At 72.7% G+C, this 17065-nt stretch carries 14 protein-coding genes and 2 pseudogenes; 8 read left to right on the plus strand and 8 right to left on the minus strand.

The features are described from left to right. Nucleotides 1-62: 62 nt before the first annotated feature. Complete coding sequence (locus ACFF45_RS17135; protein WP_381346919.1) at nt 63-2264, plus strand: hypothetical protein; 2202 nt, start codon at nt 63-65, stop codon at nt 2262-2264. Between the two features lie 130 nt (nt 2265-2394). Here ACFF45_RS17135 and ACFF45_RS17140 read toward each other — a convergent pair whose 3' ends face one another. Next, nucleotides 2395-3729: a helix-turn-helix domain-containing protein gene (locus tag ACFF45_RS17140; RefSeq protein ID WP_512701188.1), complete on the minus strand. Its 1335-nt coding sequence runs from the start codon at nt 3727-3729 to the stop codon at nt 2395-2397. A 168-nt stretch (nt 3730-3897) separates the two neighbouring features. On the opposite strand from ACFF45_RS17140, the gene ACFF45_RS17145 reads away from it, so the two are divergent. The 4 genes from ACFF45_RS17145 to ACFF45_RS17160 are packed head-to-tail and all read left to right on the plus strand — an operon-like array spanning nt 3898 to nt 6968. Then, nucleotides 3898-4047 carry a hypothetical protein gene (locus ACFF45_RS17145; RefSeq protein WP_381346921.1) on the plus strand — a complete coding sequence of 50 codons (150 nt, stop codon included), beginning with the start codon at nt 3898-3900 and terminating at the stop codon, nt 4045-4047. Between the two features lie 20 nt (nt 4048-4067). Then, entirely contained in the window at nt 4068-5240 is a 1173-nt protein-coding gene (locus ACFF45_RS17150; protein ID WP_381346922.1) for a cupin domain-containing protein, read from the plus strand. Next, nucleotides 5237-6148 carry an aldo/keto reductase gene (locus tag ACFF45_RS17155; RefSeq protein WP_381346924.1) on the plus strand — a complete coding sequence of 304 codons (912 nt, stop codon included), beginning with the start codon at nt 5237-5239 and terminating at the stop codon, nt 6146-6148. The genes ACFF45_RS17150 and ACFF45_RS17155 overlap by 4 nt, the downstream gene beginning before the upstream one ends. Nucleotides 6149-6167: 19 nt before the next feature. Then, the gene (locus tag ACFF45_RS17160; protein WP_381346925.1) at nt 6168-6968 is read left to right on the plus strand and encodes a hypothetical protein; all 801 of its coding nucleotides are present in this window, start codon (nt 6168-6170) and stop codon (nt 6966-6968) included. 183 nt (nt 6969-7151) lie between these two features. Here the strand turns inward: ACFF45_RS17160 and ACFF45_RS17165 are convergent, their stop codons facing one another. From ACFF45_RS17165 to ACFF45_RS17175, 3 genes are all read right to left on the minus strand, one after another. Continuing rightward, entirely contained in the window at nt 7152-7598 is a 447-nt protein-coding gene (locus ACFF45_RS17165) for a hypothetical protein (protein WP_381346926.1), read from the minus strand. A 91-nt stretch (nt 7599-7689) separates the two neighbouring features. Then, entirely contained in the window at nt 7690-8091 is a 402-nt protein-coding gene (locus tag ACFF45_RS17170; RefSeq protein ID WP_381346927.1) for a hypothetical protein, read from the minus strand. Between the two features lie 67 nt (nt 8092-8158). Next, entirely contained in the window at nt 8159-8512 is a 354-nt protein-coding gene (locus tag ACFF45_RS17175; RefSeq protein WP_381346928.1) for an SH3 domain-containing protein, read from the minus strand. 508 nt (nt 8513-9020) lie between these two features. Between ACFF45_RS17175 and ACFF45_RS17180 the strand changes: the two genes are divergently transcribed. Next, on the plus strand, nt 9021-9803 hold the full coding sequence (locus tag ACFF45_RS17180) for an IclR family transcriptional regulator domain-containing protein (protein ID WP_381346929.1): 783 nt from the start codon (nt 9021-9023) through the stop codon (nt 9801-9803). Between the two features lie 172 nt (nt 9804-9975). Here the strand turns inward: ACFF45_RS17180 and ACFF45_RS17185 are convergent, their stop codons facing one another. Next, nucleotides 9976-11541, minus strand: a complete 1566-nt coding sequence (locus tag ACFF45_RS17185) for a hypothetical protein (RefSeq protein ID WP_381346930.1) — start codon at nt 11539-11541, stop codon at nt 9976-9978. A 145-nt stretch (nt 11542-11686) separates the two neighbouring features. Between ACFF45_RS17185 and ACFF45_RS17190 the strand changes: the two are divergent. Continuing rightward, a pseudogene (locus tag ACFF45_RS17190) lies at nt 11687-13480 on the plus strand (DUF4158 domain-containing protein); the annotation flags it as partial. A 3-nt stretch (nt 13481-13483) separates the two neighbouring features. Here ACFF45_RS17190 and ACFF45_RS17195 read toward each other — a convergent pair. Next, a pseudogene (locus ACFF45_RS17195) lies at nt 13484-13648 on the minus strand (YbaK/EbsC family protein); the annotation flags it as partial. Between the two features lie 121 nt (nt 13649-13769). Here ACFF45_RS17195 and ACFF45_RS17200 point away from each other — a divergent pair. Beyond that, nucleotides 13770-14288 carry a helix-turn-helix domain-containing protein gene (locus tag ACFF45_RS17200; RefSeq protein ID WP_381346931.1) on the plus strand — a complete coding sequence of 173 codons (519 nt, stop codon included), beginning with the start codon at nt 13770-13772 and terminating at the stop codon, nt 14286-14288. 34 nt (nt 14289-14322) lie between these two features. Here ACFF45_RS17200 and ACFF45_RS17205 read toward each other — a convergent pair whose 3' ends face one another. Both ACFF45_RS17205 and ACFF45_RS17210 read right to left on the minus strand, forming a co-directional pair. Next, a complete protein-coding gene (locus ACFF45_RS17205; protein ID WP_381346932.1) occupies nt 14323-15297 on the minus strand; it encodes a tyrosine-type recombinase/integrase in 975 nt (324 codons plus the stop codon). 300 nt (nt 15298-15597) lie between these two features. Continuing rightward, nucleotides 15598-17010, minus strand: coding sequence for a hypothetical protein (locus ACFF45_RS17210; protein ID WP_381346933.1), 1413 nt, complete (start codon nt 17008-17010; stop codon nt 15598-15600). Between the last annotated feature and the right edge of the window lie 55 nt (nt 17011-17065).

Genomic DNA, 17065 nt, shown 5'->3' on the forward strand with positions numbered 1-17065 from the left:
ACGACGCTCCCGCGCCGGACGACGCTCCCGCGCCGGACGACGCTCCCGCGCCGGAGGTCGCAGTGAGCGAAGAACCAGACCAGCCCGAGCAGGAGGTACCAGTGGCAGGCGAGCCGGAACCCACCGTCGTCACGCCGGATTCCGTCCCGGCCGCCGATCCGCCCGCGCCGGACGTCCCTGCGGAGGCGCCCGCAGAGGAACCCGTGCCGGCCGTGGACGTCGAAGACCCGCCCACGCCCCGGGCCTTCACCGAGACGTTCCCGCTCCCCGCCGACGCCCGCTACCGGCTCCGGCTGACCACGGTGGAGGGCGAGGGACCCCGCGAGGGTGAGCTGCTGTACGGCGAGGCCACCGTCGCCGCTGTGCGCCTGTCCGCCTCCGGCCGCTGGCTGGCCCGGCTGGCAGTCGACGGCATGCCCGCCGACGTCACCGAACTCAACGGCTCACCCATGGATGCCGCACGTCAGGGCGCCGTGATGTTCTCGGTGGTCACCGGGGAGCCCTACGGAGAGCCGCCGGTCGCCGTCAACGTCCGCGGGACGCAGTCCCGGGCGGACCGGCTGCGCTTCGAGCTGCGAACCGCAGCCGAGCAGCAACTGCGCACCATCACCCTGGCGGCCGCACGGGCGAACCCGAACTACCCGCAGAATCCGCAGTTCCAGACGCTCAGCACCCATCTCAGGCGCCTCGGCGCGGCCGACGTGGAAGACCACGGCTCGCGGCAGATGGCTGCGAACCTCGCCGCGGTCCAGGAGGCGGTCAACGCCTGGGGGGCCGCGCTGCCGGCGGACCCCGCCCTCGATGAGCGTCAGTTCCTCGCCTTCCCGCTCATGAACCTGCTGCACGAGACCACACGCATGCAGGGGCGCCTCCAGGCCACCCTGGACGCGATGATGGCCGACCGAGCCGCCGCCCGGGAGCAGGAAGCCGCGGCCGACGCAGCAGCCGCGCAGGCCGAACCCGCCCGCGACGACACCCCGCAGCAGACGGCCCCGGAACCGGCACCGGAGCCCGCTCCGGACCCGGCGGCCGCCGAGGTGACGCAGCCGACCGAGCCCGCCGGTACGCCCGGCCCGGAGCCGGTCCCCGATGCGGCCGACCAGCCTGCCCCGCTCCCCGACGCCCCGGAGGACACCGAGATGGCCACGCCCGCCCGCCCCGCCACCCCCGAGAACCCGGCGCCCCCCGGCCCGGACGGCGCCGCAGATCCGGGCGAGGACCGGGCACCGGCGGACACCACGCAGCACGAGAGCAGCATCGAAGGCGCCGGGCCCGCTGAGCCCGCACCGCCCGCCGCTGCGGAGCCGGGCGACCTGCCGCTGTGGGCGGGGCCGACGGAGGCCTCCGTCCCGGAGCAGGACCGCCCGCTCGACGTCGTCGCCGACTTCGCGGCCGTCCAAGAGGCGTGGGACGAACACGTGCCCGCCGACAAGGGCACGGGTGCGGACCTGTTCGCCTCCGTGGAGGACGAACTCCAGCGGCTGGAAGCCCTGTTCGCCGAGGCCGTGGCCAAGCTGAACCAGCCTGCCGAGCAGCAGCCCGCCCCCGTACCGACCCCGCCGCCGGCCACCGAGGCGCAGCAGTCTGCCCCCGGCACCGCGACCGCTGCCGAGCCAGAGCAGGCGCCGGACCGCGACCCGCAGCAGTCGGCGGACGCGGTCAACGTGGCGCTGCGGGAGGCTGACGCCCACGGGCCTGCGCTCCAGGACCTGCCGGAGTGGCAGCGCATCCAGAGCGTGCGGGGGGCCTTCGGCCACCTGATGCACGTCATGAAGGAAAAGGCGGGTGAGCACTTCGGCAAGCTCATGGCCGACGGGCGCGTCGCCGACTTCGTGCGCCGGGCCTCGATCGCCGTGTGCGAGAAGGTCGCCGGGCTGGCGCAGGCCGCCGCCGACAAGCTGCGTCGCCCCGAGGACCGCGGCACGGACCGGCGCGAGGAACTGCCGAGCGCGGAGGCGCTGCTGCGACTGGGAGACGCGGCCCTCGAGTATCGGGGACCGCGTCGTGCGGGCGGCGGCGGTACCCCGCCGTCGGCGAAGGGCGCCGACCCGGTGGACATCCCGGCCATGCGCCGGATGGGGGAGGCGCTGAACCGGCCGATGCCCGGGGCCAAACGTGTGTCCGCAGCCGCCGCGCGGGGCCGGTCGACCACCACCGCGAAGCGAGCGAAGAAGCCCGCATCCGGCGGCGGCGCCGAGCAGGCCGGGCACCTCCGCCGCGGCGGCGCCGAGCAGCCACAGGCGCGCAAGCCCACCCAGCGGTAGGCGCTCGGACCGCCGGAAGGCCTTCCCCACGCAACTCCCCTCTTAAGAGGTGAGTTGCGCGGGGGAGTGGACTGAGGGTGACAGGACGAAGGCCCCGGACTTGTCCGGGGCCTTCCTTGTTCGGTGTGGTTCAGGCCGCCAGGACCTCGCGCAGGTCGCGCACAGCGGCCTCCTCGTGGTGCTGAGCCGGGATCGACTGGTAGAGGTCGAGCGCGCGACGGCGCACGAGCCCGGTGCGGTAGGCGTCCGGAAGGCCGGACAGGACCGCGACGGTGCGCTCGCATGCCTGCCCGGTGTCGCCGTCGTGATGGATGCAGGCGGCTGCGTCGATGGTCAGCAGGGCGCGGGTCATGGTGCTGGTCGGCGCGGAGAGCTGAAGCGCCCGCTGCTGGCTCTCGCGGGCCCGCCGGGTGTCGCCAAGCGCAGTGAGCGCATGGGACAGATGGACGTGGTGCTTCTGCTCGCCGTGGGTGAGCCAGGTGTCGGCCCGCGCGCCGGCGTCGAGCCGCTCCATGAACGTGTCGGCGGCCGCGAGTGCGCGGCGGGCCTGCTCGGGCCGGTGGGACAGGGCGTAGGCCCGGGAGGCGACGGCCGCGGCCAACGTGGCGGCGGCGGTCGGCCGACCCCCGGCGACCTGCCGGGCCTCCTCGGCGATGGCGGCCGCCGTCTTCGGGGCGCCGTAGTTGAGCGGCACCATCGCCTCCCGGGCCAGCACCCACGCGTGCAACTGCCGGTCGCCGGACTCCCTCGCGGCGGCGGCCGCGGTGGCGAACCAGCCGCGAGCCTCCTTCCGCACCCCGAGGTCGTGCAGCACGACGGCCACCATGCCGGCCATCTGCCCAGCGGTACGGCACACCCGCATCCGCGTGGCGACCGGCTGCGGGCTGGCCAGATAGGGCTGGAGGTCGGCGAAGTCGCCGACCAGATCCTGAAGGAACCGGGTCGGCGGCTGGCCGTGGTAGCCGTAGCCGTACGTCTCGGCGGCCGCTTCCAGGTCGGACAGATCGGCAGGGGCGCTGTCCGCGACGAGCGCCATGTCCACCGAACGGCGGGTGTCGGTCAGGGCGGCGAGCGCCGTTCCGGTGAGACCGGCGGCGAGCCCGCCGCGCAGCAATTGGCGGCGGTTCATGGGGTCGTCTCCATCGTCGGACTCCGGGAGGGACGTCGGGGAGCTGTACTCCCAGGGTCGCGCAGCAAGGCCGAGAAGGGCACCGGGAACCCGAAGTGCGTCCGCAACGCGCTCGATCGTGTCAAGGGCGGTCACCGACGCCTCGCCCCTCGCAACCTTGGAGACCCGCTCGGGCCTCATGCCGCACGCCTCACCGATCCGGTAATAGCTCACCCCTGCCCGGTGAGCCATGGCGAACACGGCCGCGAAATCACGGTCACGGAGGGCCCGAGCGAACACCGGATCGCGCAACAGACGGTCCGGAACCTGGGCTGGCGACGGCGCTAAGTCGTCCACAAGTCCCCCTCAGCTCGCACAGCGTGACGGAGCGTCGGCGCAGACGATACCCCCATGGTGGGGGCCCCATGGTGCGGGTTACCGGCCGCGTCTGCGACGAGTTCACTGGCGGAGCCCTGGCCGAGCCGACAGGCTCCGGCCGCCCATCGAAGTGGAGGAGGACTCTCCATGCCGGTTCCCATCCCGCCCCCGTCCGCGCCGGCCCCGTCGCCCGGCGGCCTGGTGCGCTCCCGGACGCTGATCACCGCCGCCCGGGCCCGGACCGCTTCCGCCGAGTCGGACGGCGGCGGCACCGGCCGCAGCGACGGCAACGACTGACGGAACGGACCCTCAACGCGATGACGACGACGTCGATCGCGGCGTGCCTGGGCGAGGACTTCCTCGCCCAGGCACTGCACCGCGACTACCGCCACTTCCCCGCCGCCGTGGACGTTGCCGGGCTGATGACCTGGGACGACCTCAACAAGCTGATGGCCACGCAGCGGCTGGAACCGCCCCGGATGCGGCTGCACCAGGGCGGCCCGTCCCTGCACGTCGGCGACTACACCGAGCCGGTCACCACCCGCCGGCACACGGTCTGGCGTCGACTCCGCCCCGCCGACCTGCACGCCCGCCTCGCCGACGGCGCCTCCCTCGTCCTGGACTCCGTGGACGAGATGCACCGCCCGCTCGCCCGCCTCGCCGAGGACATCGAACGCGTCCTCCGCACCCGCATCCAGGCCAACCTCTACGCCTCCTGGACGGGCACCGAAGGCTTCGGCGTCCACTGGGACGACCACGACACCGTCGTCGTCCAGCTCGACGGCAGCAAGCACTGGCGCCTGTACGGCACCACCCGCCCGCACCCCCTCTACCGCGACACCACCCAGCCCGCCGAGCCGCCCGAGGAGCCGGTCGCCGACCTGGTCCTGCACGCGGGCGACGTGCTCTACGTGCCGCGCGGCATCTGGCACGCGGTCGCCGCGGACCAGGGCGCCCGCTCCCTGCACGTCACCTGCGGACTCCAGACCCACACGGCCACCGACCTGGTCGCGTGGGCGTGCGAGCAGCTCCTCGACCACGAGGAATGGCGCCGCGACCTGCCCCGCCTCGCCGCCCCCGCCGAACAGGCCGAAGTCCTGCACGGCCTGCGCAAGCTGCTGGCCGATCAGCTCGCCGACCCGCACCTGATCAGCCGCTACACCAAGGCCATGGACGGCCGGGCCCCCGGCCGGATGGTGCCGAGCCTGCCGTACGTCGGCCCCGTCCCCGCCGACGGCGACCTGCGGGTGCGGCTGACCACGGCCCGCGCGGTGCTGGAGGTCAGCGACGACGCGGTGACGCTGGCGGCCGCCGACAACGCGTACGAGTTCGCCCCGGCCGCCGAGCAGGTGCTGCGGCCGCTGGTCGACGGCCAGACCGTCGCCCTGGCCACCCTGGCGGCCGCCGCCGACCTGGACGTGACGGCCGTCGCCGGGCTCGTCCAGGAACTCGTCACCGGCCAGGCCGCCGTCGTGGGGAACATGCCGTGACGGAACAGCTCGCCCTCGGGACCTACCGGTGCCGGGACATCGCGGAGGCGGCCGCGCACGCGGCTGCCTCCGGTGCCCAGTGGATCGACACCGCCCCCAACTACGGCGCCGGACGCGCACAGTCCCTGCTGGCCGGTGCGCTGGCGGCTCACCCGCAGGTCCGGGTGTCCACCAAGGTCGGCTACTTCACCGCGGCGACCGGCGGCGCCGCCACCGTCGCCGGAGTGCTGACCTCCGACCAAGCCGTGTCCGGCCACAGCCTCGCACCCGACTACGTGCGCTGGCAGGTCGCACGCAACCGGCTCGAACTGCGCCGCCCCCGCCTCGACCTCGTCCTGCTGCACAACCCCGAGCGCGCCTCCCGGGGCGACCGCGCCGCGCTGTACCGCACGCTGCGGGAGGCCTTCGCCGCGCTGGAGGAGGAGGCGGCGGCCGGACGCATCGGCGGATACGGGGTGGCCACCTGGCACGGCTTCGCGGACGGGGCGTTCTCCGTCCCTCTGCTGGCGGCCCTGGCCACCGAGGCGGCCGGCGGCGCCCGCCACCACCTGGCGGCCGTGCAACTGCCGGTGAGCCTGGTCAGCATGGCGCCCATCGAGCAGGTGCTGGACGGGCGCGGCCCGCTGCGGGACGCAGCCAGCAGCGGGCTGCGGGTGATGGCCTCCGCGCCGCTGCACGGCGGGGAACTGGTGGAGATGGTCGGCAGCGAGCTGGCCGACCTCATCCGCCCGGGCCTGACACCCGCTCAGGCCTGCCTGCTGGCCGTGGCGTCATGCCCAGGGGTGACGAACGTCCTCGTGTCCGCCTCCAGTGCGTCACACTGGCAGCAGGCGGCCGACGCGCTCGCCGAACCCCCCTTGGACATCGCCCGACTACGGGAGATCACTGGTGTACTCGCCTCCGCCTGACCCGGCCGTAGAGCAGCGCATGCGCGCCCACCACCGCCGCGCGGCCAAGGCCCTGACCGCGACGGTCGAAGAGGGCGGCGAGTTCTGGGGATGGGCCGGGCGCACCCTGGGTGCCCCGGCCCGCACCGCCGCCGGCGTACCCGCGTGGCTGCGCCTGGTGGCCGCGCCCGAAGACAAGGCCTCCGGGAAGCTGTGGGAAGGCGCCTGGGCTGCACAGCACACGCTGGGCGGCCTCGATGGACGCCGCCCCGCGCTGATCGGCCTGCACGACGTGACCGAGGACGGCATCGCCTACCGGGCGGAACTGTCCATCCGCGTCGGCGAACCGGTCCTCTCCAGTGACCCGATCCTCCACGAGGACCTCGACCTGCCCGGCCAGTGGTGGACGGACCTCGCGGAGACGCTCCAGAAGCTCGCGGCGGCCGCCACCGACCGCACCGCCGTCCGCACGCAGTACATGCAGCGGGCCATCCCCCAGTTCGTGGGCATCCCGGCCCCGGAGGCGCCCTGCTGGAGCACCGCCCACGCAGACCTGCACTGGGCCAACCTCACCAACCCGCTGCGCATCCTCGACTGGGAAGGCTGGGGCGCGGCGCCGGTCGGCTTCGACGCCGCGATGCTCTACGCCTACTCCCTTGGCTGCCCCGCCACCGCCGCCCGGGTCCGGGAGACCTTCCCCGCCCTCGGCGGCCCGGACGCCCTCGCCGCCGAAGCGACCGTGTGCGCCATGCTGCTCCAGACCGTCGACCGCGGCGACAACCTGGTCCTGAGCGACCCGTTGCAGCAGTGGGCGCGGGAGATCCGAGACCGCTGCCCATAGCGGACCACCGGGTGCAGGCTCCGCCCGAGCGCCCCGAGGGTGGTCTATCTGGCCAGATAACCCGCGGGCCTCGGCGGTCCCCAAAGGCCCTCGTGGCGGGCCTCGTCAGCCGGGTGCCGAACGTCGTGGGGCCCGGCATCAGCAGCATGAAGAACCTGCTGATGCCGGGCCCCTATCCCGTGTTCAGGCGCCTCGCAGCACTCTGGGGTGCTGCACCGGCGTTCCGGTGATGGCGGGTACGGCCTTGGGGTCGCCGGTGAGGGCGGGCCCCTGCGGCAGGGTCGTGCTGGCCTGCCAGTGCGAGACCCAACCCCCCGCCGTGCGGGCCGGGTACACGTACCGCGGACTATCCGCCGGCGCCTTGGCGGCGCCCATCGCGTCCAGCAGCGTCCCGGCGACCACTTCGCCGCGCTCCTGCGCGCACACGGCGGCCTCCTGCCACGCGCCCTTGCCGCTGTCCTCCTCGGCGGGCAGCGTCGTGCACACCAGAAGCCGCTGGCTGGCCACCTCACCCCACCGGCCGCCGAGCGCGTTTCCGGGGCCCGGCTCCAGCCGGACGCCGACGATGCGGTCGGCCCGCACCCACTGATCGCCTACCCGGACCCAGGTCGCGGCGAGCTGCTGTGACACGTCGATCCTCCTCGTGCGTGAACGGCATCGGGCGGGCCCTTGGCGGACCCGCCCGGCAGCGGTGTGATCTGGAAGCGAGCGGAGGGGAACGTCAGCCGACGTACCAGGAGTGCTTCGCGCCGCACTTCGTCGGCTTCGCGCTGCCCTTCTGCACGCAGGCCCGGATCTTGTGCGTGCCCTCGAACAGGGTCGGCTTCTTCGAGGAGCACGAGCCGTTGTTGTAGGTGTCGGTGACGGTGACGAGCAGACGGTCGTCCCTGGAGAAGACCTGGGTGACCGCCTTGTACCCGTCGCTCTTGATGTCGCAGGCGTAGACCCGCTCAGAGCCGTAGTAGTACCAGCCCTCGGCGCCCTTGCCGCTGGAGTACACGTGACCGGAGCTGGCCGCGGAGGCGGGCGAGGCGGCGAGGCCTCCGGCGAGGGCGATGGTCGCGGCCGTCACGACCGCGCCGGCGCGGGCGCGGGCGCGCGGGAGCTTGAACAACTGGGGCATTGCTGTGTCCTCGGGGTGCAGGTGCGTACGTGGTTCGGGGTGGGGGTCCGTGCGGCCCGCCGCTGGGTCAGGACCAGATCGGCCAGTAGATGAGGTCGTCACGCACCCAGCCGCGCAGGCCTGCGTGGGCGCCGGAGTTGACCTTGATGTAGAGCCAGGGCTGCTTGGTGATGTCCGGCTGGCGGACGCAGTCGACGTACACCCGGGCGCCCTTGGTGAGCTGGCCGTAGGACCCGTAGGAGGTGCCCGGCCCCTTGCGGAGGTTGACGTTGGTGACGTCGACCTTGCCGTTCATGTTGGCGTCGCTGGTGCACTTCGAGTGCCCGCCGACGGCGTTCGCCGCCGGGGCCAGGGCGAGGGCCCCGCCCAGGAAGATGCTGGCGGTCAGGCCCGCTGCCGCTGCGCGGGTACGGATACTCAAGAGATTTCCCCCGTCGTCGTGAATTCCTTGAAAGGGAAGTCAATGCGCGCCTTATTCGCCCTGTCAAATCTTTTCGCGTCGCGCAATATCCGTCATCTCTTAGGCTTTTCGTACCGCGCAATAATCCTGGATATCGGCTGCCCCGAGGTTGCCCTTTCCGTGTGGCGCAGCGGCCTCATTTCGCGTCGCGCAATCTCCGGCGAATGTGTCCGGAATGAGGTGATGTAAAACCATGAGGCCGTTCCGCGCAGCGGATGTAGGGTTGCGATCACTGGTTCGATTCGTGACCGACGGGGGTGACGAGGATCTAGAGGGGTCGGGGGCCGCGTTCGACCGGCAACACCGCGCGGACAGCAGGCCTATGGGGACGACCGCCCACCGCCGGACCGCCGGGGGAAGGGCGGCATGCGCGACAAGGGACAGCATGCTCAGCCGCACCACACCGAAGGAAATTCAGACTGCCCAAACTCCGCCGGACAACGAACCCGCCGCTCGCACGGGCGGAACAGTGCACGCGCACCGGGTCATGCTCGTCGTCCAGGCATTCACCGCGTTGCCGGGCACCGACCACGGCCCCAGCGAACTCGCTGCCGCCACGGGCCTGAACATCGCCGTCGTCTACCGGATTCTCCAATCCGGGATCGCCACCTCGATCTTCCTGCGGGTGCCGCCCGGCCGCTACCGACTGGGGCCCGGCGCCGCCCGGATCGGCATGCAGGCCATGGCCACCACCCCCGACATGCGGGACGCCCGGCCCGCCCTGGAGCGCCTGAGCCGCGCCGTGGACGGCTTCGCCCTGCTGTGGGTGCTCTCGCCATACGGCGGCCCGCGCAAGGCGTACGCCGCCAGTGCGCCGGGCCGCTACGACTTCGAGTCGCTCGGGCTCGGCGTCGCCGACCTGGTGGAGGTCGGCCAGTCCCTGCGCGTCGGCGCCTCGGGCCGCGTGATCGCCGCCCATCTCTCCCCGTCCATGGTCTCCGCCGTCCTGAAGCAGCCGGTCCCCGCCGGCGCCGGGCCCGGCGCAGTACGCGATGCTGCGGCGTACGCCGCGTCCCTGGCAGAGGTCCGCGAGGCGGGCTACGCCGTCTCCCGCGAGGAGGTCACCGGCTGGAGCGCGGTCGCCGCCCCGGTGATGTGGGGTGACGCCGTCTACGGTGCGGTCTGCGTCCTCAAGCCGTCCTCGCTGATGCCCGAGGACCTGGCGCTGCCCGTCGCGGCGACCACCGCAGCCGCCGAACGGCTCACGCTGCTCACCACGGCGGGCAGCGACCCGTACCCGTTAGCCGGATAGCCTTCGGCGCCGGTCACGACGCAGGGCCGCCCCCGCACCCGGGAACGGGTTGCGGGGGCGGCCCTCTGTCGTGTCAGGGTGCGGCGCCACGGGGGGAGCGCCGCACCCTGCGGCCAGGGTAGCCGCGCCCGTACCGGTGCGCCCGCGGTTTCCCCACGCCTCAACTCCCCTCTTAAGAGGTGACTTCCTCCTCCTGGTCCGCGGCCGCCGCCGCTTCCGCCGTGAGCTGGCGCACCGTGCGGGACTCCTTCGTCGGGCGCAGCGGCGCTCCGTCGGGACCGCGCACGTGCTCGATCACGGTGATCTCCTCGTGGTGGTGGCGCTCCCGATCGGGGTCGTCCCGGTGCAGGCGCGGGTTCATGCAGTGCGAGCGGTCGTACTCCGCGATCACCTGCCGGTAGTCCAGCCTCCGCCCGCTCGCCGCGGGCGCGGCCGACGCCGACTCGACGGGGCGGGGACGGCGTCCCCGGAGCGTGACCAGGTGGACAGCGGAGTCGTCCACCACGCCCTTGCGCCGGTCGCGCCGCAGGTCGGTGGGCTTGCGCGGCTGGACGCGCTGCTGGGTGATCGGCCGCTTGGTGACCTGCTCCTGGGTGATGAAGTCCCAGCACGCGAAGACGACGTGGCTGATCTCGTCGGTGGTGCCGAGCTGCATCGGGCCCGGCGTCTCGGTGGCGCCGATCGTGGTCTCGTTGTCGGCCATCAGCGGCGGCGCCCCGGGCACGGCGTGGGTGGGCCGGGTCCAGAACGTCAGCCACCACGTCGGATGCTCCCGGCCGTCGAAGGCCTCGATGTGCCGCACGCCATTGACCCCGAACCAGCGCCAGAACGGCTGACGCGGCCCCGCGACCGGGGTGGGGCGCAGGTGGCCGGGCGCGTGCGCGAAGTCGGCGGCCCACGGCCCCCAGGACACCGCGACCACGTCCGCCGGCCGTTCCTCGCCGTCGGGGACGGTCCGCACGAGCGGCTTGCCGAAGGCGATGAACCCGCGGCGGGCAGGCACCCGGTGCGGGGCGAGCGGCCCCTTGCGGCCGCGCTCCGCCTTGCGGATGGCGGCCTCGGTCATCTCCTCGTCCACGTGGTACAGCTTCGCCTTGGCGAGTCGGTCGTTCTCCTGCGCGAGCAGCACCCGGGCGGCGTCGTCGGCGGAGTTCAGGTACGGCACGAGGGTGCCGGTGTTCTCGAACAGCGCGATGGCGAGCCGGTTGACGGCGGGCTTGCCCTGCTGCGCGCTGACCAGCCGGGCGCGCAGGTCGGGCAGGCGCCGGGGGTCGATCGGCTCGGTGACGGGCGTGGCGGGGAAGCGGCGCGGGCCCGCTTCGAGTAGCGCGTGCACCCCGGCGCTGATGGCGAGCAGCTTCTGCGCGTCCTCGATGGAGGCGGCGCACGCCCGCCGTGCCCGGTCGTGGAGCTGGGCGTCGGCGTCGCCGTCGACCGCGGCTTGGAGCAGGCTGGAGAGGGACGGGGCCACCGACGGCATGTGCCGCGCGACGCTGAAGTGCCCGTAGCCGCCCGCCTGCCAGCGTTCCGCCGCCGCCCGGCACATGCTCAGCACCGCCCCCACGACGGGGCCCTGACGGTCCAGCAGGGCGATGTGCGCGGTGTGGGCGCGGAGCTGGTCGGCCAACTGCGCCGTCGGCCCGGACAGGGCCTCTCCGGCAAGGGCGACGAGACGCTCGGCGAGTGCGGTGTCCTGCGCGGTCGGCGCGGAACCTGGACGGTCGGTGATGCCGGACATGCCCGCCAGTATTCGGGGGTTGAGGAACATCGGAACGAAAACCGGCGCTAAGCCCTTCGCGTGCCTGCGAGTGCTTTGACCTGGACTTCTGCGGGGGCGGAACCTTCGACAGTCGTGTTGATCATTGGCTGTGTGGAGGTCCGGGGTGCCGGTCGAGTTTCTGACGGATGCGCAAGCCGCCGCGTACGCGGCGTACGACGGGGCGCCGTCGCGTACGGAGTTGGAGCGGTTCTTCTTCCTGGACGATGCGGACCGGGAGCTGATCGAGTCGAAGCGGCGTGCTCACAACCGGCTGGGCTTCGCCGCGCAGCTGACGACCGTGCGCTATCTCGGGGTGTTCCTGGACGACCCGACTGGCATCCCGGCGGAGGTCGCCGACTACCTCGCCGAGCAGCTCGACGTCGAGGACGCCTCGGTGCTGAAGGCGTACGGCGAGCGGGAGAACACCCGGCTGGATCACGTGCGTGAGCTGCGGCGGGTGCTGGAGTACACGGAGTTCGCCGCTGTGGAGGCCGAGTTGCGGACGTGGGTGGATGCGCGGGCCTGGACGACCGGGGAGGGGCCGAAGGCACTGTTCGACGCATCGGTGGGGTGGCTGCGTGAGCGGCGGGTGCTGCTGCCCGGGGTGACGACGCTGGCGCGGCTGGTCGCCTCGGTGCGGGAGGCGGCGAACCAGCGGCTGTGGGACACCCTGTACGGGCTGCTGAGCACTGGTCAGCGGGCGGTGCTCGACTCGCTACTGACGGTTGCGCCGGGGGCGCGGGTGTCGGAGCTGGACCGGCTGCGGCGGGGACCAGTGCGGATCTCCGGCCCGCAGATGAAGTGGGCGCTGGAGCGGGCGGAGGAGATCGCCTCGTTCGGGATGGGTGAGCTGGACGTGTCGGGGATACCGCCGCGGCGGCTGGCGGAGCTGTCGCGGTACGGGGTGGACGGAAAGGCGTCCCTGCTGCGCCGCCACGGCGACTCCCGCAGGCTGGCGACGCTGCTGGCCACGGCGGTCTACCTGACGAGCAGGGCGGTCGATGACGCGCTGGACCTGCTGGAGGTGCTGATCGCGACGAAGCTGCTCGCCCGGGCGGAGCGGGAGACGGCGAAGCAGAAGCTGAAGACGCTGCCGCGCATGGAGCGGGCCGGGATGAGGCTGGCGACCGCGTTCCGCGTCGTGTTCGACACCACCTCCGAGCAGGTCGACACCGACACCGGCGAGATCAGCCCGCCCGAGGTGGCGACCTTTACGGCGATGTGGGAGCGGGTCGAGGAGGTGGTGCCGCGCGAGGAGCTGGCCGCCGCGATCGCCGCGCTGTTCGAGCTGGCGCCGCCGCTGGACTCCGACGCGGACGAGGCGTGGCGGTCGATGCTGGTCACCCGGTTCCCCACCGTGCGCCCGTTCCTGGCGCTCCTGGTCCAAGTCGTCGACTTCGGGGCCACCCCCGAGGGGCTGCCGGTGCTGAAGGCGCTGAAGTCGCTGCCCGGCCTGATGGGGCGCAAGAAGGTGGGGCCCGAGGAGATCGACACGTCGCTGCTGACGGGCTCGTGGCGGCGCCTCGTCCTGAGCGCGCCGCACCTGGAGCCGGGCATGGTGGCCTGGAAGGCGTACGTGTTCTGCGTGCTGGAGACCTTCCACCGGATGCTGCGCCGGCGGGAGGTGTTCGCGAAGAACTCCTCGAAATGGGGCGACCCGCGGGCGAAACTGCTGGACGGCGAGGCGTGGGAGCAGGTCCGCCCGGCCGTGCTGGCCTCCCTGAACCTGCCGGGTGATCCGGGCGAGCATCTGGCGGCGCGGGCCGCGCTGCTGCACGGCACCTATCGGGAGGTCGCCGCACGGGTGCCGGCGAACTCCCAGATCATCTTCGACGACGGACGCCTGCACTTCGCCGCTCTCCAGCCGGAGCCCGAACCCGCCTCCCTCCTCGACCTACGGAAGGCGGTGGAGGCGATGCCTGTTGGCAATCGCACCCACGTCGCACCCCAGGGCCGAGGCGGCCTCGGCGGCCGTGCGCGTCGATTCCTCCAGCTCGCGTACCTGACCCGCGACGCCGGCCGCAGCGAGGGCGCGGGCCACCTGCATGCTGCGAACGGGCAGGGACGCGTTTTCCTGAGGCCTCATGGGACTCCTTCATACGAGGTCGCATCATCACGTGTTCCATATACAGAACGTTCCGCATGTGGAACGATAGTTCTCGGGCGGCATCGGATCAACTGGCCTCGACAACAAGGAGGGGCTCACCATGGACCTGGCTACCCGCGTCGGATTGCGCCTGCGGGAATTGCGCGAAGCGCAGGGGATGTCACTGTCCGAGCTGGCCCGCAGGTCCAAGGTCGGCAAAGGGACGCTCTCGGAGTTGGAGAGTGGCCGGCGCAATCCCACTCTGGAGACGCTCTACGCTCTGACGACGGCCCTCAAAGTGCCGCTCAGCACAGCTCTGCACAACCTCGCGTTTCCCACCAAGGTCTCCGGTCATGCCGTGGACGCCGTCCTCACCGAGCGATTTGAGACTGCTGCGGCGGTCACGGAAACCTACCGAGTGCGCATTCGCGCCGGAACGACGCAGGAGTCCGCCGCCCACGTCCCCGGCACAACAGAGCACATCATCGTCCTCGCCGGCACCGCGCGCGTCGGCACGATCTCTGCTCCTGCCCTGATCGGCCCCGGCATGCATGGCAGTTGGGCCGCCGACGTTCCGCACTTGTATCAAGCACCGTCCGGAGACGTCGAGGCTCTGCTGATCGTGCGCTATCCCCAGTGAAACCTCATCCAGCCCCACACCGGGCCAACAGCGGTCAGCGCCTACTGTCGCCGGGCGCGAGAAGACTGGTGACTTCGGCAATCGCGTCCGCAGAGGGATGGAAGTAACGCCGTACGTTCTCGGGCTTCTTGTGCCGGGACTTTGCCATGAGCATCAGCAGGCTCGCCCCGGCCTCGCCGAGGTGAGTGAGTCCGGAGTGCCTCCACTCGTGCAGGTCCCAGCCCGTGCCGCTCACGCCGCCGATAGCAGTGTGCTCGTCCAGCAGCATGCGGGCCTGCCCGTACGACAGCCGGGCCAGCCCGGTGTCCGGGCACACGTCGCGTGGCGCGAGGACCTTGCCGGGGCCGGGCTTTCGGTGGGTGACGAACACCGGGCCGCGGGTGCGGCCCTTGAGCAGGCGGGGCAGGAGACGGGCGGTGCCGGCGTCCCAGTACACGGTCTCCAGCACGTAGTCCTCCCGCACCGCGCCGCGGCGGCGGGTACGCGGCCGGGCGCCCTTGGCCTTCACCGGGGCGCGGCGCCCGGCAAGATCCAGTTCCTCGATGTTGACGCCGAGGATCTCCTCCGACCGTGCGACGGTCTCATACAGCATCCGCCAGAGCGTCTTCTCCCGGAGATGGACATCGCGGCGGGCGATCAGCCGGTCGATGGCCATCTTCGAGCGGGCCGGGGTCTCGGAGTCCGGCGGGGTCAGCCGCTTCGCCCACGTCGGCACCTTCGGGCCGTCATACCCGTGCTCGCCGCACCAGCTCAGCCACGAGAGCACTGCCGCCCGGCGGGCGTTCCAGGTGTTGACCGCCGACTCGCCCCACAGCTGTTCGAGGGCGCCGCCGATCTCGTCGTCCGCGACCGTGGCGAGCGGGCGGTCCTCGCCAAGCCGTTCGGCGGTCTTGCCGACTCCGATCCCGTAGTTGCGGACCGTGTTTGTGTTGCCGAGCGAGTCGAGGAACGCGTCCGCCGCGGTGCGGACGGTCAGCGCCTTCCCGGCGGGCAGTCGTACGAGTTGCACCCCTTCCCTTCTTGCCGCAGATAACGGGTCCGCTTCATGCACGGCCTCCTCGCCGTTCCCGCAGGTCGTGATCAGCTATCCCGCAGATAATAGGGCGTTATCTGCGGGACGACTTCACACGGGCCCGGGCGCCGACGCCCTGTCAGCCGCCTACCAGGGCCGACGCTGGCTTAGCGCCGGTTTTCGTTCCGATGTTCCTCAACCCCCTATTCCAAGGGCGGCGACCCCCCGAACGCCCCGCGCAGCACGACGAAGGCCTCCGGGAGCTGTCCCGGAGGCCTTTACCGCGAGCGGTGCCGGTCAGTCGGCCTTGACCACGTACACCGTGTCCAGGAACGGCTTGTCGGCCGGGCCCTTCGGGTAGTCCAGCACGGTGATGTCCTGGTGGGTGCACCCGCCGTCGCGGTGCGCGGCGGGGTTCATGCAGTGGTCGCGGGTGTGCTCGTGGACCATCCACCGGCCCCGGTCGTAGCGGCGGCTTGGGCCCGTCCCGTCCGTCTCCCGGCGCGGGCGCGGTACCGACTCCTGCCGGCCACGGATGGCCACCACCCGGACCGTGCCGTCGTCGGTGATCCCCCGCCGCCGGTCGGCGCGGACCTTGACCGGCTTGCGCCTCTCCTCGGCGACATCGACCACGCCCTTGCCGACCCGCTCCTGGGTGATCAGGTCCCAGCACGCCACGACCGCGCGGGCGGCGAAGTCGGCGTTCTCCATCTGCGCGTACTTTTCGGCGAGCACGTCCCCGGCGCTCAGCCGCTCGAAGCCGACCGGCGCGAGCGGCGGCGTGGCGGCCGTGTGCGCGTACAGGGTCACCGACCACGTCGCCGGGGCGTCCTCGCTGTGCCCGGGCACCTCCCACCCGCTCCAGGACGCGGCGACCAGCGGCGCCATCCCCGGGGCGTAGTCGACCGGCTGGTCGAACACGAGGAACCCGGCGGCGGACGGGACGCGCTGGGGATCGAGCGGGGACTTCCGCGGCCGGGCGGCCTTGCGGGTGGCGACCGCCGTGGTGTCGGCGTCCGCGTAGTACATGCGCGCACTGCGCAGCCGGGCCCGCTCCTGCTCGCACAGCAGCCGGGCCCGGGCCACGTGGTCCAGGCCCGGGAACAGCTCGGGCGGGAAGATGGCGGTCAGGTGCTCCTCGGCAAGCTCCCGGGCGGTGCCCTCCGCCGTCTCCGGCGCCTCCAGCCGGGCCACAAGCTGGCGCCGCCACTCGGCGACCTGCCGGGGCTTGGCCGACCACGGGGGCGCCTCGGTGCCGTCCAGCGTGAACGTGGGCAGCGTGCCGTCGGGGTCGAGCACCGCGGCGGCGCCGCTGAGCGCGCCGAGCAGCGTCGCCAGGGTCATCCCGCCGGCGCGCTCGAAGGCGGCGACCTTCCGCTCGAACGCCTGCCAGTCGTGGCGCGTCAGGTCCTCCAGCGCCGCCCACACGTCCCGGTCGTCCTCGACCAGCTCGGCGAGGACGGGCGCGGCCTCCTCGATGTAGCGGCCGTGTTCCTCCTCGAACTGGATGAGCTGGGAGGCGCCGAACAGGGCGACCTCGGAGCCCCGGCCGCCCTTGACGGCGTCGCCGCCGGTCGCGGTTTGCTGGATGGTGCGGGCGTACCGGTCCGCCTCCAGGGCGGGGTTGCGCTGGAAGGTGCGGGCGACGGCGGTCAGGTGCCGCCACGCGTTCGCGGTCGCCTGGGTGGCGACGAAGACGCCGGGGAACAAGGGGAACTCCTCACGGAAGAACGGGCACGTACGGGGTGAAGCCGGTGGCCGCTGG

The organism is Streptomyces cinereospinus, assembly GCF_042430725.1.
GTDB lineage: Bacteria > Actinomycetota > Actinomycetes > Streptomycetales > Streptomycetaceae > Streptomyces > Streptomyces cinereospinus.

Coding starts and splice junctions, on each gene's coding strand:
- ACFF45_RS17145 (WP_381346921.1), top strand. CDS start 3,898: ATGCCGGTTCCCATCCCGCCCCCGTCCGCGCCGGCCCCGTCGCCCGGC.
- ACFF45_RS17150 (WP_381346922.1), top strand. CDS start 4,068: ATGACGACGACGTCGATCGCGGCGTGCCTGGGCGAGGACTTCCTCGCC.
- ACFF45_RS17160 (WP_381346925.1), top strand. CDS start 6,168: ATGCGCGCCCACCACCGCCGCGCGGCCAAGGCCCTGACCGCGACGGTC.
- ACFF45_RS17170 (WP_381346927.1), bottom strand. CDS start 8,091: ATGCCCCAGTTGTTCAAGCTCCCGCGCGCCCGCGCCCGCGCCGGCGCG.
- ACFF45_RS17185 (WP_381346930.1), bottom strand. CDS start 11,541: ATGTCCGGCATCACCGACCGTCCAGGTTCCGCGCCGACCGCGCAGGAC.
- ACFF45_RS17200 (WP_381346931.1), top strand. CDS start 13,770: ATGGACCTGGCTACCCGCGTCGGATTGCGCCTGCGGGAATTGCGCGAA.